Here is a 21,058-nt window from a genome sequence, read left to right on the forward strand (position 1 = left end):
CCCGCCACGACCACGACCACCGCCATCACGACCACGACCGCCGCCATCACGACTACCGCGTGCAGGAGGTGGAGATGGCTCAAGTCCTTCAATTTCAGATACTTCTAAACGAGCTTCTAAGTAATCTTCTAGCGCACGAATTTTACCGCGTTCACGGTAAGTCGCTAAAGTGATTGCTTTACCAGTACGACCTGCACGACCTGTACGGCCAATACGGTGTACATAGTCTTCGTTCTTCATAGGAAGACCGAAGTTAATTACGTGAGAAATAGTTGGTACGTCTAGACCACGTGCCGCAACGTCAGTTGCAACTAAGATTTTTGCACGACCTTCACGAATACTGCGTAAACGACGGTTACGTACAGTTTGTGGCATAGCACCATGAAGTGCGACAACAGAAAGACCCGCTTCAGCTAGCTCTTCAGCCAACATGTCCGTATCTTCTTGAGTTGAAGCAAATACAACTGCTTGATCTACATCTTCACCACTTAACCAATGTGTAAGCAATTTTTTCTTATGCTCAAAACCATCAGTCCAATGAAGCGTTTGCGCAACATCTGTATTTGTAGAATGTCCTGTTTCAATTGCAATACGCACAGGATCATTCATCATGCGTGAAGCAAGACTAATAATACGTGGAGCAAATGTTGCAGAGAACATTAATGTTTGTTTACGATTTGCAGCCAATTCACTAATTGCTTCTAGGTCATCAGAGAAACCTAGATCAAGCATACGGTCAGCTTCATCGACAATTAAAGCATCAACTAAATCTAGTTTAATTTGACGACGGTTTACAAGATCAAGTAAACGACCTGGAGTCGCTACAACAACTTGTGCACCTTTTAATTGTTGAATTTGCTTACCAAAAGGCATACCGCCCATAATCGCAGCAACACGTACACCTTTCATGTGACGTACTAATGCAATTGCATCTTGGCAAACTTGCTGTGCAAGTTCACGAGTCGGTGAAATAACCAAAATATTTGGTTGAGTCACAGCTTTCATACGGTCTTTAAAAGGAACTAAAGTATCGTCTTGACCCGCTAAAGCATTTAATGTTGGGAGTAAAAATGCAGCAGTTTTACCAGAACCAGTTTGGCTTGATACAAGAAGGTCTTTACCTTCCATAGCCGCAGGAATAGATTGTTCTTGCACAGGAGTCGGCGTAGTAAAACCAAGAGTCTCAAGTGCTTGTTGTAGAGAATCGTCTAAAGAAAAATCAGCAAAAGTTTTGCTCATAGAGTATGTCACCCTAATGTGGGTGCTCCATTAAAATAAAGTCAGATGGACATCGGCAAAAAGCGGCACAGCAATAAACGCTGAAAAATATTGAATCAGCGGCGATCCGAGAACGACGATGCGTATAACGCACACATGATTACAGCCGCAACCTGAAGGAATCGCTTAAGCGATTGGGTGGGGCGCGAAATAGTGTCCTCTCTTTGGACCGGACGCGCATACACAATATAGAAGAGAAATGTTCAGGTAATGAACGAAATTTAGTGCGTGGGCGGATTATAGCAGGATTTTTAACAATGTCACGTGGTTTTATTGTTTTTTCCTATTTTTGTGGTTTATTTTTTATAACCTATGAATTTCATGGTGTTTTTTATACAAAAATATTTATGTGTTTATGGTTCGTATAAAAATACTTGTTCTATTTCGGACATTTTTATCACTCAACAGCAGTTCCCTCTTTTTTGTTCTTAGATTCCCACCTATAACAGTAATAAAAAAACCCTCAAAATTTGAGGGTTTTCATTTCATCTACAAGCAAATCAATTATTTTGCTGCATCGCCCCAAGCAGGAACGACAGTTTTCATCAGTGGTTTAAGCATTTTCATAGAACATGCAATCACTTGACCATTGTCCATAGAGTTTGATCCACCACGTGCATCAACCACTGTACCACCCGCTTCTTTCACAAGTAGTTCACCCGCTGCGATATCCCATGGTTTTAAACCCAGTTCAAAATATGCATCATAACGACCTGCAGCCACATAAGCCAAGTCTAATGCTGCAGAACCTGAACGACGGAATTGTGCACCAGCTTCTGTTACGTTTAACAATGAGTCAAAATGGTTTTTTGCATAAGAAACCACTTCGCCATTACGTATTTTACGAAAAGCATGGCCCACACCCATAAAGGTATTTTCTAAGCTATCTTTTACATTTACACGAATACGACGTTGATTCATCATTGCACCGCGACCACGGCTTGCAGAGAATAATTCGTCTTTTACAGGATCGTAAATCACACCATGCTGCGTAACACCTTTGTGTTGCACTGCAAGTGAAATACAGAAATGTGGAACACCATGAATAAAGTTTAATGTGCCATCAAGTGGATCGATAATCCAACACCAGTCAGCATCGTGACCATTGCCTTCTTGTAGGCCAAACTCTTCACCAAGGAAGCTGTGATTCTTATAGCTTTTTTTAAGCGTTGCAATCGTTAATTCTTCTAAATAACGATCTACACGTGTCACAGGACCATCAATACCTTTTTCTTCAACTTGCAGATCGAGTTTATGACGATTTTGATGCGCTTTTAAAAGTTCTTGACCAACTAACTGAGCCGCACGCGCAGCCATAACCACCATAGGTTCCATTGAACACCCACTACAAATTTAAAGAAACTGATAAAGAATAATGCATAAAAGCCCGCACATTTTAGCAAATATGCAGGCTTTTAGGGAAAAAATGTTTCTAAATTTTATAAACAGCTTATGGTGCAATATTTATTACTTTCAACCATGCATGTTCAATTGAATTTTCAATACCTTGCGCATCTAAACCTGCTTGTTGCAACATTTGACCATGTGTCGCTTGGTGAAGGAAGTTATCTTCCAGACCCAAATTACAAATAGGTTTGACAATATGTGCTTTGGCTAAGTATTCATTTACTGCACTGCCCGCGCCCCCCATGATGGCGTGTTCTTCCACCGTCACAAACAAGGCGGTATTGTCCGCGATGGTATCAATGAGTTGCTCATCAAGCGGTTTAACATAACGCATATTGATAACACGCACTGCAACATCATGCTGTTTTGCAAATGATTGCGCTGCTTGTAATGAAGCATGTACCCGACTACCAAAAGCTAAAACAGAAATATAGTCATCGTATTGTTCATTATAAACGGCTAAAACTTCTGCTTGGCCAATGTGCATTTCAGTCAATTGACTGTGTACTTGTACACCTAAACCATTGCCACGCGGATAGCGCACAGCCGCTGGCCCATTATATAAATAAGCCGTATGTAACATTTGTCGGCATTCATTTTCGTCTTTAGGTGCCATAATGACCATGTTTGGAATAGTACGCATATAGGCATAATCATAAGCACCCGCATGCGTTGGGCCATCTTCACCCACAAGACCTGCACGATCTATGGCAAAAGTGACATCCAAATTTTGTAACGCAACATCATGCACCAATTGGTCATAACCACGTTGCAAAAATGTTGAGTAAATAGCAACCACTGGTTTTAAACCTTCGCAGGCCATACCTGCAGCCAAAGTCACTGCATGTTGTTCTGCAATAGCAACATCAAAAAAACGTTCAGGATACTGTTTGGCAAAAGTGACCATGCCCGAGCCTTCACACATTGCCGGTGTTACCGCCAACAAGCGTTCGTCTTGTGCCGCTTCATCACATAACCACTGCCCAAAAATATCTGAATATTTCGGTGCAATTTGCACAACAGCAGGTGCATTAATTTTAGTAATGGCGTGGTATTTAATTTGGTCGGCTTCTGCCGGCGCAAAGCCTTTGCCTTTTTTGGTATAAACATGAATAAGGCGTGGGCCAGAACGCTTTTTCAGCGCTTCAAATACATGTGCCAACTGATTGACATCATGACCATCAAATGGGCCAAAATAATCAAAACCAATGGCTTTAAAGACATTGTCAGCGGCATCAGTCGCAGATTGATGCAAGCGTGAGTTATACGTCCACTTTGGATGTGGCTGCACAAACGCTTCGCCATTTTTAGAAATACTAATGGATTCGCCACGTTCCCAAATAGCAGCCAAGTGTTTGGCAAAACCACCTGTGCTACATGAAATGGACATATCATTGTCATTTAGCACCACAATTAAGTCAGCATTGTGTGCCACAGCATCATTCATAGCTTCAAAAGCCATACCCGCTGTCATGGCGCCATCACCGACAATAGCCACGACTTCACAGGGCTGTTTTTGATAACGGCGTGCCAAGGACATACCAAGACCCGCAGAAATTGCCGTAGATGAATGTCCAACCCCAAATGTATCGAATTCTGATTCGTCACGGGCTGGAAACGCAGCAAGACCATCTTTAGCACGAATCGTAACTAACTGTTCACGGCGTCCAGTCAAAGCTTTATGTGGATAAGCCTGATGACCCACATCCCAAATTAAGCGGTCATGTGGTGTATTAAAACAATAATGTAATGCAACGGTCAGCTCAATCACACCTAAGTTTGCACCAAAGTGTCCACCACTTTGTCCCACCGCATATACAATGAATTGACGCAGTTCGTCCGCCACTTGCTCAAGCTGACTGTGTTGAAGCAAACGGAGTTGCTGTGGATGATCAATGGTATCCAGCAACGGTGTGTTCGGGCGGTGAGACGGTATTTCTGTATACAGCATAATGTGGCAAAGCCTTCTAAAGCCTGGCAAATCCTAAGCTAGGTCAAATGGAGATCCGATCATATCGTCGGATTGTATCACCTGCAATCGACCATATCTCTAGCGTTGCAATTTTAAACAGCACTCAAAATTAGGGATCTGTTGAATGGTGGAGATTATCCTGAATAATCTTACTATTTATCAACTATTATCGTTCGCTTTATACAAAAAAGAAAACTTCTTGATAAAAAACCCAAAATTCTTATCTTTTTTGCCGATTTCGCTTCATTTCTTCTTAAAACAAAATCGACAGACATTATCTCCTTTTTGGATACATTTTTCATGTAAAACCTCGCTCTCGGTTAAACTGGCGAGTAAGGCCAAGTCAAATTGACAAACTTGTGGATAATGTGCTGCTAAATCATGGTAAACACAATTCATCGCTTCAATTGCATCCGGCGTTTGTGACGGCAATGCTTCAACAATTTTTGCATCATAAGCCAAAGTATTCATAATATTCACCGTATGAATTAAACGCCGATGCATATTTTCATTGGTTGTTGTCGGTTTAAAATTCTGTGCAACTTGGGTTCCCAGTTGATATAACCAGTTGGATAAACCCTCCTCACCTTTTTCAGACACAATCGCCTTTAATAAAAACTCAGAAAATAACGAATATTGTTTGGGAAATAAATCGAAGCCTTTACTGCTCAGTCGATAAAACTGGCTTGGACGCCCACCAGATGACAAGCGCTGTCCTTTTTCAATAAAGCCTTGCTGTTTCAAAGTAGTCAGATGCTGACGCACAGCAGTTCTCGTAATAGTTAAAGTTTCAGCGAGTGCATCCATGGTTAAACCAAGCTTATGTGCTTGTAACGCATATAAAAGATTTTGCTGTGTCTTACCAAATGTTTCAATCACTTCAATTTTCTCCGCACCTGCAACACATCTTTTTTCACTATTTCAATAGATTGACCAAACGACAATTAAACACAATTCAGACATCCCGTTTCTGAATAATTTTAGCACAAAATTTAAACACACAACTTTTGACATATATATATTACTAAAGTAGCATTATTAGTACATACAAAATAATTCAGGAGTATAAAAAATGTCTTTTTCTCATACTTCAAGCTGGGCACAGCAGTCCAAAAAAAACTTCATTGCAGCACTGGTTACCAGTCAACTCGCTGGATTAATTATGGCTGTTGTTATCATGATCGTGTTTACTTTATTTTTGGGTAAAGGGCCGATTTATCCTGTACAAGTCATTGGTTCAACCGTCTTTGGTGAAAGCGCTTTACATGGGTTTCATCTTGGTGCATTTATTACTGGACTGGTTTTACATCAATCTGTTGCACTTGCATGGGGATTTGTCTTTGCAATATGCGCCAAAATTTTTAATCTTGAAACAGTAAAAGCGTCTATTGGGCTTGGACTTATCGTGGCTCTTGTTATTATGCTTGATACTTATTTATTTGTACCTGCTGTGATGAATGCATTACATGGTGTAGATATTTGGAATCGAGAAGTTCCTATTCTTTGGAATTGGGTTGCGCATGTCGTTTTTGGATTATCTTATGGTCTATTCCCTAAAGTCAGAGACTTACTCGCTATAAAATGATTTTCACCACATTAACTTATTCAGATTCAGGCCAAGCGTGTGTAGAATCATGCTTGACTCGACTGAATAGTTTTAGATTTAGAAAGCTAATTTCAAACTCACTACTTATCTCACTGATTTATTTTTTTCTTGGAGCAAATCATCGTGCCTATCCAATTTGTCGCAACTTCAAGATTACCCACTGCTTTTGGTGACTTTAAAATCACTGTATTTCAGGATCCCAAAACGGGTGAAGAGCATGTGGCTCTTTCTAAAGGTCTTGATACCCCACCGACGAAACCTGTATTGGTACGGATTCATTCTGAATGTTTAACAGGTGATGCCTTTGCTTCTTTGAAATGTGACTGTGGCCCACAATTGCAAGCCACACAAAAACTGATCAATGACGCTGGACAAGGGGTCATCCTCTATTTGCGCCAAGAAGGTCGTGGCATTGGCTTAACCAATAAAATTCGCGCCTACGCACTGCAAGACCAAGGCCATGACACCGTTGATGCCAACTTAATGTTGAATTTGCCCGCAGATGCACGTCGTTACGATATGTGCAATATCATGCTTGAGCATTTAAAAATTCAACATGTTCAATTAATTACCAATAATCCGACAAAAATTAAAGCATTAAAAGAACTTGGTATTGATGTGGTTGACCGCATTCCTCTTACGGTCGGTTTAAATCCCTTTAATGAGGAGTATTTAAAGACCAAACATGAACGTATGGCTCATTTGTACGAAAAAGATGATTTTTAACAATCCCTTCCAACCCTCCTTTAAAAAAGGGAGGTTTTTACCCTCTAATTAAATAACGAGATGCTCTTCCCCTTCTTTTTTCAAAGAGAGGGGGGGAGATTATTAAATGGTCATTGAAAAAATACGGTTTTCTGGTTTTTTCCGCTTTAAATGCAAATCGAAAGCCATACAAATATTGCGAACAAAAGGTTGACCCTGTTCTGTCACATGAATGCTCTGCTCAGTCATGTGCAATAAACCATCCTGTTGCATTTCTACAAGTTGCGCTAACACTTCAGGCAATTCAGCAAAATATTGTTCTGGTTCGTCCCAAGTGGTCTGAAACGTACACATTAAATTTAAAATATGCTGACGAATAGTTAAATCCTCGACTGACAACACATGACCACGATACACAGGAATTTCATTCTGCTCTAAACGTGCATAATAATCGTCTAGATTCTTTTCATTTTGCGCAAAGCTGTACCAACTGTCACTAATAGACGATACACCCAAACCAATCATTAGTTGGGTTTTAGACGCGGTATAGCCCATAAAGTTCCGATGTAACTGACCTTGCTGAAACGCCTGATGCATAGGGTCTGACGACAGCGCAAAATGATCCATGCCAATTTCGTGATAGCCCTGCGCCAAGAGTTTCTTTTTGCCTTCTTCATAACATTGGCGTTTCATAGCATCTTTCGGTACATTTGCATCTTTAAACCCACGCTGACCATTGCCTTTAATCCAAGGCACATGCGCATAACTATAAAAAGCCAAACGGTCAGGTAGCAACTGATTGGTCTGATCGATGGTATGCAGTACATCGTCTAGGCTTTGGAACGGTAAGCCAAACACCAAATCATGTGAAATAGAGCTATAACCAATGTCACGTGCCCACTGCGTTACACGTTGCACATTCTCATAAGGCTGAATGCGGTGAATGGCCTTTTGCACGGTTTCATTATAATCCTGTACACCATAACTCACACGGCGAAAACCCAAGTCATACAACGCTTGTAAGTGTGCTTTGCTTGTATTGTTCGGATGCCCCTCAAAACTAAATTCATGTTGCGGCGCAATTTCAGCTTTGGCCAAAATGCCTTGGAGCAGTTGGGTTAAATGTTCAGGCGAGAAAAACGTAGGTGTACCGCCCCCCAAATGAATTTCTTTAATGACAGGCGTGTCTTGCAACAGCGCGCAATATAGCTCCCACTCTTTTAAAACCGCCTGAATATACGGCTGTTCGACTTCATGGCGTTTGGTGACTTTTTTATGACAGCCACAGAAAGTGCATAAACTTTCACAAAAGGGCAAATGGATATACAGGCTAATGCCTTCGCTACGGTTCGACTCATCAAATGAGCGTTTTAACGTTTGCTTCCATGCGTCTAAGGAAAACGAAAGCTCGTCCCAATAAGGTACAGTCGGATAACTGGTATAGCGTGGCCCAGGCACGTTGTATTTTTGAATAAATGAATTTGCCTGTTGCATAAAGACAGCCCTAATCTAAATTAATCATTTCATCTACAGCCTATTCTGCTGAGCTTAAGGTTGAAATTCAACCTAGGCTTTTGGTCGGGATAATCTGGTTTGCATCGACCTCATGTCCCAATCTTGAGCATTGCTAAATATCCCTTAATCTTTTGAACATTTTATGTTTTGATGTAAGCAGTTTCTATTTCCCTCATGAAGGCCCAGATGCAGAATCCAACTTCAGCTGATATCCAGCGTGTCCGCGATTTTCTTGTCGATTTACAAACCCGCATTTGTACAGCGCTAGAACAACAAGAGCGTGCAGGTGGCGGTCAGGCAGAATTTATTATTGATGACTGGAAACGCCCTGAAGGTGGTGGTGGTCGATCTCGTGTGTTGCAAAACGGCACGGTGATTGAAAAAGGCGGTGTGATGTTCTCGCACATTAATATTTCCAAATTGCCGGCCTCTGCAACAGAACGACATCCGAATATTGCAGGTGCAAAAGCGCAGGCCATGGGCGTTTCACTGGTGATTCATCCGACCAATCCTAATGTGCCTACCTCACATGCCAATGTACGTTTATTCGTGGCTAAAAAAGAAGGCCAAGAGCCAATTTGGTGGTTTGGTGGTGGTTTTGACCTCACCCCTTTTTATCCCAATGATGAAGATGTTTTAACCTGGCACCAAACGGCACAAAATTTGTGTGCACCTTTTGGTGATGAAATCTATGCAGAACACAAAAAATGGTGTGATGATTATTTCTACCTCAAACACCGCGATGAACAACGTGGCGTGGGCGGTTTATTTTTTGATGATTTAAATCAATGGGACTTTGAAACCTGTTTTAAATACATACAAGCCGTTGGAAATGGTTATTTAGACGCGATTTTGCCAATTTTTCAACGCAATCAAAATAAGCCTTATAGCGAAGCACAACGTGAATTTCAGCTGTACCGTCGCGGACGCTATGTCGAATACAATTTAGTCTATGACCGTGGTACTTTATTTGGCTTACAAACGGGTGGCCGAATTGAATCAATTTTAGTCAGTATGCCACCATTGGCAGGCTGGTCTTATCGCCCTGAATGGGATGCAGACTCGGCAGAAAAAAAACTCACTGATTACTATTTAAAACCACAAAATTGGTTACAAAAACTAAATCAAGCTTAAATTTTATTCGTCGCAAAAAAGCCTTCAACCCCGAGGGCTTTTCTCTCTTTAATTCTTAAAAATTATATGCTTAAAAACTTTACTCTATATCAAACAACTGTAACTCATATGACAAAATGCAAAGTACTGTCACCCGTTTTATACAGCCAGATACCTTTATCTGCAAAACGACCTCAATAAAAAATCTAAAGTTCATGTAAGATGGCTCTCACCTTCTAATGACATTTTATATTCAGTACATTAGATTCTATATTGCTGAGCTAAAGTCTATGAATATTCTAAAAAACCGCTTTACCACCCTGCTCTTTTGGGGCTTTATCATTGCATTGCTTAGCGCCATTAGCACCAGTGTTTTTTCCGAAAGCTCATTTAACGACAACTTTGCCTTCAGCATTATGGCCTGTGCCTTTGTGGGTATTGTAGTGAGCGTTGCTCTCTTAATGGTCGATGCGATTTTAGAAATTTGCAATCCTTAAAGCGCCACGTTCTGTACCGTTAAAATTTCAGTTAAGGCTTTAGAGCACTCAAAATTTGCCGTATATTGATGCACATTTCTCCACATGGATTTTGTGCAATGAGCAAACAATTCGCTGTCATTGGTCATCCCATTGAACAATCTCGTTCACCTGAATTACATCATGCTTTTGCGACCAAAACGGGTATCGATTTAACTTACGTTAAACGTTTAGCCCCTCTTGATGGTTTTGTAGCCAGCATGGAAGAATTCTTTGCACAAGGTGGCACTGGCATGAATGTGACCGTACCATTTAAAGAGCAAGCTTTTGCACAATGCGCTGTTTTAACCGCACGTGCCCAAATTGCCAAAGCCGTGAATACGCTGTGGATGGAAAACGGACAATTACACGGCGACAATACCGATGGTCAAGGTCTGGTGAATGCTATTCAAGCACTGGATTGGAATTTAAAAAACACTCAACTGCTAATTATTGGCGCAGGTGGTGCTACCCGTGGCGTTGTCTATCCATTGGTACAAGCAGGCGCGAAAAAAATTGTCATTGCTAACCGCACTTTAGCGCGTGCCGAACAACTGATTAACGATTTAAAAGAAGCTGTACCGACGGCTGAATTATCTGCAATGAGCTTAGAACAATTGGCTGGAAATTTTGACATTGTAATTAATGCCACGTCTGCCAGCTTAAGTGGTGACGCTTTGGTGTTGCCTGAAGCATTACAATTTCAACATGCTTATGAAATGGCCTATGGCAAACCATCGAGCTTCCTCGATCAAGCCAAAACACGTGGTGTACCAACCTCTGAGGGTTTTGGCATGCTAGTCGGTCAAGCGATTGAATCTTTCCGTATTTGGAATACTGTTGAACCCAATTTAAAAGATTTTTTATAATTTTTTGAATGAATTAGAATTACTTATCGAAAAAAAGAACCTCAAAATTGAGGTTCTTTTTTTACTCTAAACTTTATTTTGCTAGATGTTGCACAATATCCACATAGACCGCGCGATAAATCTCATCATCAAACAAATCCATGTCTTCTACTTGCATATTTTTGATTGATTTTTCAGACAACTTGTTTTTTACATCATCGGCAAAAGCTTGTGCAAAAACCTGTGATGCCTGAGTTAATTGGCGCTTTTCTTCCGCACTCAGCTCATACTCTTGTTCAAAACGTTCGGCATAATCATGTGCAAAAACTGCTTGCTGAGTTTTGTACTGCTTGATCCGTTTTTGCCATTCTTGCTGTGCAAAATGTGCTTTGGTTGCCTCATTGACAATCTTATTCACTGAATAGCCAATCTCATCAAAACTATCAGGATTTTTAAGCTGATGTTTCTCTGCCAATTGATTCAAACGCGTTAGTGCTACGCCTTTGGGTTTTGGCCAGTCAGGGTTAAAATGATAAGCAGAAAGTTCAGCAATTTCATTCAACTCAGTTTTAGAGTAATGTTTGCTTAAATCGGACTGCTTAATGGTGGCATATAAACCAAAAACTGTTTGATACGTTATAAGCCCAGAGTTTGTACGTTTAAACGTATTCAGTGCAATCTGGTTTAAATACTCATCTGTGGTTTTTAAATCTGCTGTATTTTCTGATTTTTTATCTGAGGTCGTTGCCTGATCTGTGGCTAAAGAACCTAAGAAACCTTTCGATGCACGTTCTAACAATGACCCTTTCGATATTTCTTCTATCGACTTGGCATTTTTCAGTAGTTTACGGTCAATGGCTTTGGCGTGGCCATAATTTGAAATTTGATTGTGACTGATAAATTGGAACTGCCCCATTTTTTTATCTTTGATCTGCACATCATAATCAAAGGACTGCAAACGCCCACTCTGATCTAAGCCCACATCCATAGTAAATGCCGTTGCATCTGCCCGATCTTGTTTCAGCGCTTGCTGAATTTCAGCCTCATGCTTTTGCCAAAGTTGCTTAAAGCCTTGCACATTCATTAATTTTTCAGATTGGTAGACCACAAAAATAGGTTTTAATTGTTCTAAAGCGGTTAATTTTGATTGTTCAGATTCTACTGGCTTTTCTGCTTCCTGCGCCAAAGCTGGCTTAAAGACATTAACCCCATACCATTCACGACATAGTGTCACATAACCCGCTGGTACTTTTTTGGCATGACTTAAAGCTTCACAGGCTTGTTCAGACAAAGCAGAAGTATCATCTTGTGTCGTACTTTGTACAGATGAATGACTAGACGTCGCGCAAGCATCCTCAGATGTACAAGCAGCATCGACAACTGTAGCAGACTCATCGCTCTCCCCTGATGCCTCTTCATCAGCTTCTACGACTTCAATCGTATCTGCATCATCATGAGACTGTAGAGTATCGACTTTGGCTTGTAACAATTCAGCCACACGCGTCGCAGACGAATAAGCGGTCATTTCCAGCGAATTTTCTGCGGTCGCATCTTCAGCTTTAGTGGCTTTTATACTGTCTGTTGTTGCAACGGGAGCACCTTCATCTTGTTCAATCGCTTGCTCATGAGAACGCTTGTTTTGCCCTTTTACTTGTGCATTGTAATATGGCGTATTTACCCATTCGAATAAACTCATTTGCAATGCAATATTTTCCAACGTGCCTTGATAGCGAATTTTACTGCTAAGCCCTTGTTGTTTTTCTTGTGCGGTCAAATCTAGTCCCGTGACTTGATTCGGTGTGGACAAGGCATATGGCAATGCATTTAATTGCTTTAAATACAGTGCTAAATTTTTAATATTAATTTGATTAATATCATCTTTATATTTTGAAAAATCGATATAGGCATAAGACGCCTGACTGTCACGATTAACCATAAAAGGCATAAAAGCGAAGTAATTGGTATAAAGCTTGAAATCATTCAAATCGACAATAAGTGGCAATTGCGCCTGAATGGACAACGTCGGTTTTTGATATTTCAAGTTTAAATTCAAATTGGCCATTTTCTGGCGATAGTGCACCGAACCATCATAACTAAACTGTAAGTCATTTAATATATTCAGCAAACTATCTGCAACGCCTTGCTTAATGCCATCGCGCCCACCAGTCAGAAACCCATAAGGGTCTTGTTCTTTGGCAATCGCTTCGTATAACTGATTTTTTTGCTGTGCATTCAACTGAATGTTTTGCGCTTTAATAGCCAGATCTAATTGTTTTTTAAACTCAGGATCTAACCCAGATGGCTGCTGATGCGTTGATGCTGAGTCTTTAGATGTTGTTTTTTCCTTCAGTTGGCTTTGAATGGAAAATTGACCACTCACATCATAACTGCTGGTATCAAAAATAGCATTTATGCCGTTGCTTGCACGCTCACCCAACAATTGAGGCGTCGATGCAGTGGACTTAATGACATGTTGCGTACAGGCGCTTAAGCTCAGGCCTAACAAGCAAAGAGTTAAATATTTCAAACGCATAAAATTCTTCTAATAGCCCATTTATTTATACTTTAATCATCAAAATAGATCCAGAGATCCATCTATACTGTATCAGAAGCCTTTAAAAATGCAGATCGCTTTTTATATCAAATTAGCATTTCTGACATTTTGCTCAGTCTATGGCATCAATGTAATTTTATTATTATTGTGAATAATCAAATCATCGATCCAGATAATCCAAAACTATTTCTAAATTAGGATTAACACTATGCCTGCTTATAAAGCGCCTTTACACGACATTCGCTTTTTAATGAATGAAGTGCTTGACTATCCCGCACATTATCAAACTTTGTCTAACGGTGACATTGCGGATGCTGACACCATTGATATGATTCTTGAAGGTGCAGCTGATTTTTGCGAAAACATTTTATCTCCACTGAACCAAACTGGTGATGCTGAAGGTTGCCACTTTGAAAATGGTGAAGTGAAAACGCCAAAGGGTTTTAAAGAAGCGTATGACCAGTTTGTACAAGGTGGCTGGCAAGGTCTGTCTTTTCCAGAAGAATTTGGCGGTCAAAACCTGCCTCAGTCGCTCAACCTAATCAAATCAGAAATGATGGGAACAGCGAACTGGTCATTCCAAATGTATCCAGGTTTAAGCGTGGGTTGTATTAACACCATTCTTCAATACGGTACAGCTGAACAAAAAAATACTTATTTACCTAAACTTGTTGAAGGTACTTGGTCAGGCACCATGTGCTTAACTGAACCGCAGTGCGGGACAGATTTAGGCCAAGTTAAATCGAAAGCAGAGCCTTTGGCAGATGGTTCTTATGCTATTTCTGGAACTAAAATTTTCATCTCTGCGGGTGAACACGACTTAACTGAAAATATTGTCCATATTGTGCTTGCACGCCTTCCAGATGCACCCGCAGGCACCAAAGGAATTTCACTTTTTATTGTTCCTAAATTCAATGTTAATGCCGATGGTTCTATCGGTGAACGTAACCCTGTAACTTGTGGTTCAATTGAACACAAAATGGGAATTCGTGCATCCGCAACAGCCGTTTTAAACTTTGACAATGCTGTGGGCTATTTAATTGGTGAGCCAAATAAAGGCCTACAAGCCATGTTCACATTTATGAACACAGCACGTATTGGTACAGCTATTCAAGGTATTGCGCATGCCGAATTGGCATTCCAAGGTTCTTTACCGTATGCCAAAGACCGTATGTCTATGCGTGCCCTTTCAGGTAAAAAAGACCCAGATAAGGTTGCAGATGCGATTATTCATCATGCAGATGTGCGCCGTATGTTGTTGACGCAAAAAGCCATTGCTGAAGGCGGTCGCTCAATGATTTATTATGCCGCGCAGTTGGCAGATAAAATGTCAGATGCGTTAACCCGCGGCGACACAGCAGCCTTTGAAGCACATGACGACCATTTAGGTTTCTATACTCCAATTTTAAAAGGCTTCTTGACTGAATTGGGCTATGAAGCAGCCAACCACGGTATGCAAGTATACGGCGGTCATGGCTATATTAAAGAATGGGGCATGGAACAAATTGTTCGTGACTCACGTATTTCGACATTGTATGAAGGTACTACGGGTGTTCAAGCTTTAGACTTGATTGGCCGTAAAGTCTTGTTAAGCTCTAAAGGTAAGGTCATTCGTGACTATACCGCTGAAATTTTGAAGTTCTGTGGTCAACAAGCGCGGAACAAGTACATGCGTCGTTTTGCTTGGGACTTGACTAAGCTTTGTGCACAATGGAATGCATTAACCGTTCGTATTATGTTAGCGGCACGTAAAGACCGCAATATCGTGTCAAGTGCTTCAACAGATTTCTTGATGTTCTCTGGTTATGTAATGATGGCTTATTTCTGGGCGCAACAAGCTGCGGTTGCTTCTGCAAAGTTAGCATCTGGCGAAGGTCAAGAAACACCTGAATTTTATAAAGCGAAAATTAAAGTTGCTGACTTCTACTTCGAACGTATGTTGCCACGCACACAAGGTCATGCAGAGTCGATGGTCAATCCGTCAAAAACTATGACGTCTTTGCCTGTTGAACACTTTAGTTTTGATTACTAAGTTTTAAGGTTTTTAGAGCAAAAAAGAGCACTTCGGCGCTCTTTTTTTAATTTGTAATAAGTAATTTAAAATTAAATGGAGATTAGGATTCACTTAAAACAAGTCGTTTAATTTTAACTGCTTTTTCAAAATGATCTAGCTTATGTTGAATAATCCACCAATGCGCAGCTTCCATTAATAGTTCAGGATTATCATTTTTATTTTTGAAAAAAGCATAAAAAGATAGACCGACATTATCGCCTTTTTTCTCAATTTTCTGATTACATCCAGAAATAAAAATTTCTCTGAGTTCATCTCTCATATTTTGGCTAATCTAAACGATTCATAAAATTTTCAATTCACATCATACAAAAAATTCTTTTATTTTTAAAATCAAAATTTCACCCTAAAAAAGCCCCAAACATTACCGATTGGGGTTTTTCATGATGTTTTACGTTCCGCACTGATTATTTAGATTTTATCGCTTGAGTAACCATGCTAAAGAAACTCTTCCAACACTGAATTTAAAAACACATGTCCTTGCTCGGTACATGAAATTCGAGTTTGATCGTCAACCATCAGCTTTCGTGCACGTAAAGAACTTAAAAGTTCATTCAAATCATCTAAACTTAGACCTGTGCGCTCTGCATACAGTTTGGTATCTACACCTTGGTTTAAACGCAGTGCATTCATCATAAATTCAAACGGCATCTCTTCATCTTCAATGCGCTTAAACTGTAAATTTTCCGCAGGAACTTTGGCCAAATAATCTTTCGGTAAACGGGTCTTTTGAAAACGATACACACCATCGGGTTGGGTCACTTTGCCATGTGCCCCTGCCCCAATCGCTAAATAATCACCAAACTGCCAATAATTTAAATTATGTGTAGACGGCTTTTCTTTACGCCATGCCGACACTTCATAATTCACAAAACCATGGGCTGTTAAATACGCCTCACCCTGTGCTTGAATCTCTTCCAAAACATCATCCACAGGTAAAACAGGCTGAGTTCTAAAGAACACCGTATTAGGTTCAATAGTCAGTTGATACCACGACACATGCGTTGCACCATTTTCCACAGCCAGTTTTAAATCATACAACGCTTGCTCTAAAGTCTGTTCAGGCAAGCCATGCATCAAATCAACATTAATTCGCGTAAAACCTGCTTCCTTAGCCAAATGAATGGCATTAACAGCATCATCATTGCTATGAATACGCCCTAATTTTTTAAGATGGTCGGTATTAAAACTTTGCACCCCAATCGATAGACGATTAATCCCTGCATTCAAATAACCTGCAAAAGGATCATGTTCTACCGTACCCGGATTGGCCTCTAAAGTAATTTCGCAACCGGCTTCAAAAGGAATAATCTGTTTCAGTTGTGCAAACAACCACACATAACCTTTGGCAGAAATTAAAGACGGGGTGCCACCACCAATAAATACGCTATGAATGTGGCGACCTTGAGCAAAATCAATCTGTGTTTTAAAGTCTTCAACCAAAGCCTGTAAATATTCTTGCTCTAAATCTAAAGACAATTCCCCATCGGGCACAGCATGCGAATTAAAATCACAATAAGGACACTTACGCACGCACCACGGCATGTGAATATATAAAGACAAAGGAATATTTTGGGGATTTAAATCAACCAAGGAACAAGCTCAGAACAAAGGAATGGCTTATTTTAACATGAGTTAAAGCGTACAATTCACTCATCTCATGCAATAGCATGAGACTATTGTTAGTTAAAAAAGGTAAAGCTGAATTTCACATGATCAAAATATCCAGTCAATTACTGCTCTTTCTCGCCCTAGCCATGGGGATTGGCATTGTGATGACTTTTCAAACGGCGCTCAATTCACAATTACGTGAATATTTGCACTCCCCAATGCAAGCAGCCCTCATCTCCTTTTTTGTTGGTACAATAACGCTAGCCTTCGTGGTGTTCTTTCATTCTGCACCCAAACCAAGTCTGCATAGTCTCAGTCTAATTCCATGGTATCTCTGGATTGGCGGATGTTTAGGTGTGTATGCCATCAGTGTCAGTATTTTTACTGCGCCTAAACTGGGTTTTCTAACATTCTCTGGATTGGTCATTTTTGGACAAATTATGATGTCGATGATTTTAGATCAGTTCGGATGGCTTGGCGTTGAAAAAACCGCAATTTCATGGCAACGCCTTTTAGGTGCGATGGTTATTTTTTCAGGGGTTCTGTTAACCCTGCAACGCTAAATTTATATTGATAATTTCCCAAACGAGTACTTTTGTGTCAAATGTTCCGACGGTTACCACCACCCGCTTTGAGTTAAAACAGCTCTTCCATCTGATGATTCCAATTTTGATCACGCAATTTGCCCAAGCAGGTTTTGGTCTGATTGATACCATTATGGCGGGACATTTATCTGCACAAGACCTTGCTGCTATTGCGGTCGGTGTGGGTTTATGGATTCCAATCATGTTGCTATTTAGTGGCATCATGATTGCAACCACACCCTTAGTTGCCGCAGCCAATGGCGCACGCACCCCCGAAAAAATTGCCACCATTGCCCGTCAGTCTTTATGGGTTGCTTTTATTTTAGGGGTTATTGCGGGGCTGATTTTACAGCTCACGCCTTTACTACTGCCAGTTTTAGGTGTTCCTGAAAACTTATTGCCTAAAGCCAGTTTGTTTTTACATGCGATTGGTTTTGGTATGCCCGCGGTGACCATGTATGCGGCATTAAGAGGCTATTCTGAAGCTTTGGGTTATCCACGCCCAGTCACAGCAATCAGCTTAATTGCCCTTGTAGTATTAATACCGCTAAACTTTATTTTTATGTATGGCATTGGCCCTATTCCACATTTAGGCAGTGCAGGTTCTGGTTTTGCCACTGCAATTTTACAATGGTTGATGTTCATCACCCTTGCCCTCTATATTCTAAAAGCCAAGCGTTATCAAAAAACCCAGCCTTTTGCGCTATGGGAAAAATTAGATGCCTATTGGGTCAAACGTATTTTAACTCTCGGTTTACCGATTGGCTTGGCTATTTTCTTTGAAGTCAGTATTTTTAGCACCGCTGCCATTGTTTTAAGCCCTTTGGGTGACACGATTATTGCAGCTCATCAGATTGCCATTTCAGTGACTTCGCAACTGTTTATGATTCCGATGTCACTGGCGATTGCACTAACTATTCGAGTTGGAACTTATTATGGTGAACAGAACTGGCTTTCAATGCGTAAAGTACAGCATCTGGGTCTGGCGACTGGAACTATTTTTGCCTTCATCACCATGGCATTGATGTGGTTGTTCCGTGCGGAAATTGTGGCTATTTACACTTCAGATTATGACGTGGCTAAAGTGGCCATGTATCTCATTTTGTTTGCCATTGCCTATCAGTTGATGGATGCATGGCAAGTCAGTGCTGCAGGCTGTTTACGCGGTATGCAGGACACCAAAGGCCCAATGTGGATTACCATGTTCGCCTATTGGGTCATTGCCTTCCCCGTTGGCATTTATCTGGCGCGTTTTACCGAAATGGGTGCAGCAGGAGTATGGATTGGACTGATTGTCGGTTTAAGTATTGCTTGTGTGTTGTTGCTGACGCGTTTGTATATGAATAATCAGCACCTACAAAACAAACAGACCCCTTAAGCACAGCAGATTTATTTTCATAGAAATAAGATGAACCGTTGAAGATACCTCATTTCAAAAAAGTCTTTTAAGCTATTCATTGAAAGACTTTTTTGAAAAAATCATTTTGAAGCGTAGGTGGATCATCGGCATTACTTTGATGACAACTGTGCCATCGCCTGTTTTAACCCATCTGGAATTTCCGACTCATCGGCCACTTCTTTGGTCACAGATTGCCCGACAATCACATCAACCCCATTAAAAGTCATGGTCGGTGAACCATAAAGCGCATAGCCTTCATTCAGCGCTTGGGTAATACGGGCGCAAAAATTCACGTCATCTTTACCTGTTAAATATTTATAAATTTTCATCACACATCTACTTTACTGAATCTCTTCATCTTATTTTAAGGGAGCTTCAGCAAAATGTGTGCAGTTGATCCTCCAATTGAGAGTTTTATCTTAAAGAATCAAATAGAAACAAACGCTTAACATTTTAAAGTAGGCAGTTTCGTAATAAACGCCTATGATCGGAAGCATATTTAAAGAATAAACTTGAGGCATATCACATGGCAAAAACGGCAAGCACGCCTGGTCGCCGCTTTATGAAACTTGCCAGTATGACTGCAAGTATTGCAAGCAAAACCGTTTCAAATTCCATTCGAAATTTAACTGCCGATGAAGAGCAGAAAAATGCCTCGCGCAGTAAATTATTTCAAGACATTGGCCTGCAAATTGCGGACACCTTGGGAGAAATGAAGGGGGCTGTGATGAAAGTGGGGCAAATTGCCTCACAATACAAAGACATTTTCCCTCCTGAAGTTGCAAAAGCCATTGGCAAGTTACAACGTCAAGCACCGCCCATGCCCTTTGCAGAAATTAAAGCACAGGTCGAAAAAGAACTAGGAAAACCCCTGCTCAACATTTTTAAAAGTTTTGATGAAATTCCTTTTGCGGCAGCCTCGATTGGCCAAGTACATAAAGCGGTGTTACCCAATGGACAACAGGTCGTGGTCAAAGTGCAGTACCCTGGGGTAGATGAAGCTTGTGAAAGTGACTTAAAACAAGTCCGTTTGGCTTTACGTTTAATGGGCGTTTTAAAAGTTGACCGTAAACTACAAGACCGTTTATTTAAAGAAATACAAGAAAGTTTAGACAATGAATTGAACTATGAAGTTGAAGCACAAAATTTAGATGTTGCGCGCACCTTTCATGAAGCCTTAGATAATAAAATTATTATTCCCAAAGTCTTCCCTGAGTTTTCTTCACGTCATGTGCTTACCTTAAGTTTTGAGCACGGTGAAAGTATTGAAACTGCCAGCACATGGTCACAAGAAACACGTAACGAACTGGGTCGCAGACTTTTTCGTGCTATGGGACAGGAAATCTTTTTTCTTAAACGTTTTCATTGTGACCCGCATCCCGGCAACTTTGCTTTCCGTGAAGATGGTACGGTGATTATTTATGATTTTGGTGGAGTAAAAATTTTATCTAGTGAGATTGTGCATCATTTTAAACTGCTGATTCATACTGCACGCGAAGGCAATATTGCTGAAATGGAAGAGCAGTTAGATACACTGCATTCACTGGCTGAAAAGGGTAAATTCCCAGAAGCCCTATATCAACAATGGCTTGAAGTTTTAATGCGTCCCCTAACCACACATTATAATTTTGCTGAAAATTCGGCTCATCATGACGGCGTAGAATTGGTGAAAGCATCACTCAAATATTGGGATGTGTTTAAACCCTCTCCAGATACGTTAATGGTGAATCGTACCGTTTCAGGCCATTACTGGAACATGATTCATTTAAAAGTCCATGATGATCTAACAGATATTTTTGAAGAGTTAGTTCCACCGCGCAACTAACCTCTTTTTAAACCCAGTTACAGATTGCAACTGGGTCATATTTACATTGTATTGT

The 21,058-nt window shown here is 40.6% G+C and carries 18 protein-coding genes; 9 read left to right on the forward strand and 9 right to left on the reverse strand.

All coding sequences use genetic code 11. The features are described from left to right. The 4 genes from BBP83_RS12425 to BBP83_RS12440 form a co-directional block, all read right to left on the reverse strand. The coding region (locus BBP83_RS12425; RefSeq protein ID WP_068889038.1) for a DEAD/DEAH box helicase at positions 1-1,239 on the reverse strand (1,239 nt) is incomplete at its 3' end. Between the two features lie 543 nt (positions 1,240-1,782). After that, on the reverse strand, positions 1,783-2,613 hold the full coding sequence (locus tag BBP83_RS12430) for an inositol monophosphatase family protein (RefSeq protein ID WP_068889040.1): 831 nt from the start codon (positions 2,611-2,613) through the stop codon (positions 1,783-1,785). Between the two features lie 115 nt (positions 2,614-2,728). Continuing rightward, on the reverse strand, positions 2,729-4,636 hold the full coding sequence (gene dxs, locus BBP83_RS12435) for a 1-deoxy-D-xylulose-5-phosphate synthase (protein ID WP_068889042.1): 1,908 nt from the start codon (positions 4,634-4,636) through the stop codon (positions 2,729-2,731). A 264-nt stretch (positions 4,637-4,900) separates the two neighbouring features. Beyond that, positions 4,901-5,536 carry a helix-turn-helix transcriptional regulator gene (locus BBP83_RS12440; protein WP_068889044.1) on the reverse strand — a complete coding sequence of 212 codons (636 nt, stop codon included), beginning with the start codon at positions 5,534-5,536 and terminating at the stop codon, positions 4,901-4,903. Positions 5,537-5,729: 193 nt separating this feature from the next. On the opposite strand from BBP83_RS12440, the gene BBP83_RS12445 reads away from it, so the two are divergent. Together BBP83_RS12445 and ribA are read left to right on the forward strand one after the other, a co-directional pair. Further along, the gene (locus BBP83_RS12445; protein ID WP_068889046.1) at positions 5,730-6,242 is read left to right on the forward strand and encodes a hypothetical protein; all 513 of its coding nucleotides are present in this window, start codon (positions 5,730-5,732) and stop codon (positions 6,240-6,242) included. 144 nt (positions 6,243-6,386) lie between these two features. After that, complete coding sequence (gene ribA / locus BBP83_RS12450) at positions 6,387-6,989, forward strand: GTP cyclohydrolase II (RefSeq protein ID WP_068889048.1); 603 nt, start codon at positions 6,387-6,389, stop codon at positions 6,987-6,989. Between the two features lie 102 nt (positions 6,990-7,091). Here the strand turns inward: ribA and hemN are convergent, their stop codons facing one another. After that, on the reverse strand, positions 7,092-8,462 hold the full coding sequence (gene hemN / locus BBP83_RS12455; protein ID WP_068889050.1) for an oxygen-independent coproporphyrinogen III oxidase: 1,371 nt from the start codon (positions 8,460-8,462) through the stop codon (positions 7,092-7,094). Between the two features lie 207 nt (positions 8,463-8,669). On the opposite strand from hemN, the gene hemF reads away from it, so the two are divergent. From hemF to aroE, 3 genes are all read left to right on the forward strand, one after another. Next, on the forward strand, positions 8,670-9,617 hold the full coding sequence (hemF, locus tag BBP83_RS12460; protein WP_068889052.1) for an oxygen-dependent coproporphyrinogen oxidase: 948 nt from the start codon (positions 8,670-8,672) through the stop codon (positions 9,615-9,617). A gap of 269 nt (positions 9,618-9,886) precedes the next feature. Next, on the forward strand, positions 9,887-10,093 hold the full coding sequence (locus BBP83_RS12465) for a hypothetical protein (RefSeq protein ID WP_068889053.1): 207 nt from the start codon (positions 9,887-9,889) through the stop codon (positions 10,091-10,093). Positions 10,094-10,191: 98 nt separating this feature from the next. After that, positions 10,192-10,980: a shikimate dehydrogenase gene (gene aroE, locus BBP83_RS12470; protein ID WP_068889394.1), complete on the forward strand. Its 789-nt coding sequence runs from the start codon at positions 10,192-10,194 to the stop codon at positions 10,978-10,980. Between the two features lie 73 nt (positions 10,981-11,053). Here aroE and BBP83_RS12475 read toward each other — a convergent pair whose 3' ends face one another. Next, positions 11,054-13,492 carry a hypothetical protein gene (locus BBP83_RS12475; RefSeq protein ID WP_068889055.1) on the reverse strand — a complete coding sequence of 813 codons (2,439 nt, stop codon included), beginning with the start codon at positions 13,490-13,492 and terminating at the stop codon, positions 11,054-11,056. Positions 13,493-13,721: 229 nt separating this feature from the next. Between BBP83_RS12475 and BBP83_RS12480 the strand changes: the two genes are divergently transcribed. After that, a complete protein-coding gene (locus BBP83_RS12480) occupies positions 13,722-15,545 on the forward strand; it encodes an acyl-CoA dehydrogenase C-terminal domain-containing protein (protein ID WP_068889057.1) in 1,824 nt (607 codons plus the stop codon). Positions 15,546-15,627: 82 nt separating this feature from the next. Here the strand turns inward: BBP83_RS12480 and BBP83_RS12485 are convergent, their stop codons facing one another. Together BBP83_RS12485 and hemW are read right to left on the reverse strand one after the other, a co-directional pair. Next, positions 15,628-15,846: a DUF6500 family protein gene (locus tag BBP83_RS12485; protein ID WP_068889060.1), complete on the reverse strand. Its 219-nt coding sequence runs from the start codon at positions 15,844-15,846 to the stop codon at positions 15,628-15,630. Between the two features lie 176 nt (positions 15,847-16,022). Next, a complete protein-coding gene (hemW, locus tag BBP83_RS12490; protein ID WP_068889062.1) occupies positions 16,023-17,177 on the reverse strand; it encodes a radical SAM family heme chaperone HemW in 1,155 nt (384 codons plus the stop codon). A 119-nt stretch (positions 17,178-17,296) separates the two neighbouring features. Here hemW and BBP83_RS12495 point away from each other — a divergent pair, with 119 nt between their 5' ends. Then, positions 17,297-17,758: a DMT family transporter gene (locus BBP83_RS12495; protein ID WP_068889396.1), complete on the forward strand. Its 462-nt coding sequence runs from the start codon at positions 17,297-17,299 to the stop codon at positions 17,756-17,758. A 34-nt stretch (positions 17,759-17,792) separates the two neighbouring features. Beyond that, positions 17,793-19,157 carry an MATE family efflux transporter gene (locus tag BBP83_RS12500; RefSeq protein WP_078055448.1) on the forward strand — a complete coding sequence of 455 codons (1,365 nt, stop codon included), beginning with the start codon at positions 17,793-17,795 and terminating at the stop codon, positions 19,155-19,157. A 131-nt stretch (positions 19,158-19,288) separates the two neighbouring features. On the opposite strand, the gene BBP83_RS12505 is transcribed toward BBP83_RS12500, so the two are convergent. Then, on the reverse strand, positions 19,289-19,507 hold the full coding sequence (locus BBP83_RS12505) for a DUF1737 domain-containing protein (RefSeq protein WP_068889067.1): 219 nt from the start codon (positions 19,505-19,507) through the stop codon (positions 19,289-19,291). 197 nt (positions 19,508-19,704) lie between these two features. Between BBP83_RS12505 and BBP83_RS12510 the strand changes: the two genes are divergently transcribed. Next, positions 19,705-21,003 (forward strand): ABC1 kinase family protein, encoded by a 1,299-nt coding sequence (locus BBP83_RS12510; RefSeq protein ID WP_068889069.1) that lies wholly within the window; start codon positions 19,705-19,707, stop codon positions 21,001-21,003. The last annotated feature ends 55 nt before the right edge of the window (positions 21,004-21,058 follow it).

It is taken from the genome of Acinetobacter celticus, from assembly GCF_001707755.1.
Classification (GTDB): Bacteria; Pseudomonadota; Gammaproteobacteria; order Pseudomonadales; family Moraxellaceae; genus Acinetobacter; species Acinetobacter celticus.

Excerpts from the sequence above, each read along its gene's own strand:
- BBP83_RS12505 (WP_068889067.1), bottom strand. The coding sequence starts at position 19,507 with ATGAAAATTTATAAATATTTAACAGGTAAAGATGACGTGAATTTTTGC.
- BBP83_RS12475 (WP_068889055.1), bottom strand. The coding sequence starts at position 13,492 with ATGCGTTTGAAATATTTAACTCTTTGCTTGTTAGGCCTGAGCTTAAGC.
- hemN (WP_068889050.1), bottom strand. The coding sequence starts at position 8,462 with ATGCAACAGGCAAATTCATTTATTCAAAAATACAACGTGCCTGGGCCA.
- aroE (WP_068889394.1), top strand. The coding sequence starts at position 10,192 with ATGAGCAAACAATTCGCTGTCATTGGTCATCCCATTGAACAATCTCGT.
- BBP83_RS12480 (WP_068889057.1), top strand. The coding sequence starts at position 13,722 with ATGCCTGCTTATAAAGCGCCTTTACACGACATTCGCTTTTTAATGAAT.
- BBP83_RS12495 (WP_068889396.1), top strand. The coding sequence starts at position 17,297 with ATGATCAAAATATCCAGTCAATTACTGCTCTTTCTCGCCCTAGCCATG.
- BBP83_RS12430 (WP_068889040.1), bottom strand. The coding sequence starts at position 2,613 with ATGGAACCTATGGTGGTTATGGCTGCGCGTGCGGCTCAGTTAGTTGGT.
- BBP83_RS12510 (WP_068889069.1), top strand. The coding sequence starts at position 19,705 with ATGGCAAAAACGGCAAGCACGCCTGGTCGCCGCTTTATGAAACTTGCC.
- BBP83_RS12485 (WP_068889060.1), bottom strand. The coding sequence starts at position 15,846 with ATGAGAGATGAACTCAGAGAAATTTTTATTTCTGGATGTAATCAGAAA.
- dxs (WP_068889042.1), bottom strand. The coding sequence starts at position 4,636 with ATGCTGTATACAGAAATACCGTCTCACCGCCCGAACACACCGTTGCTG.
- BBP83_RS12445 (WP_068889046.1), top strand. The coding sequence starts at position 5,730 with ATGTCTTTTTCTCATACTTCAAGCTGGGCACAGCAGTCCAAAAAAAAC.
- BBP83_RS12465 (WP_068889053.1), top strand. The coding sequence starts at position 9,887 with ATGAATATTCTAAAAAACCGCTTTACCACCCTGCTCTTTTGGGGCTTT.
- hemF (WP_068889052.1), top strand. The coding sequence starts at position 8,670 with ATGCAGAATCCAACTTCAGCTGATATCCAGCGTGTCCGCGATTTTCTT.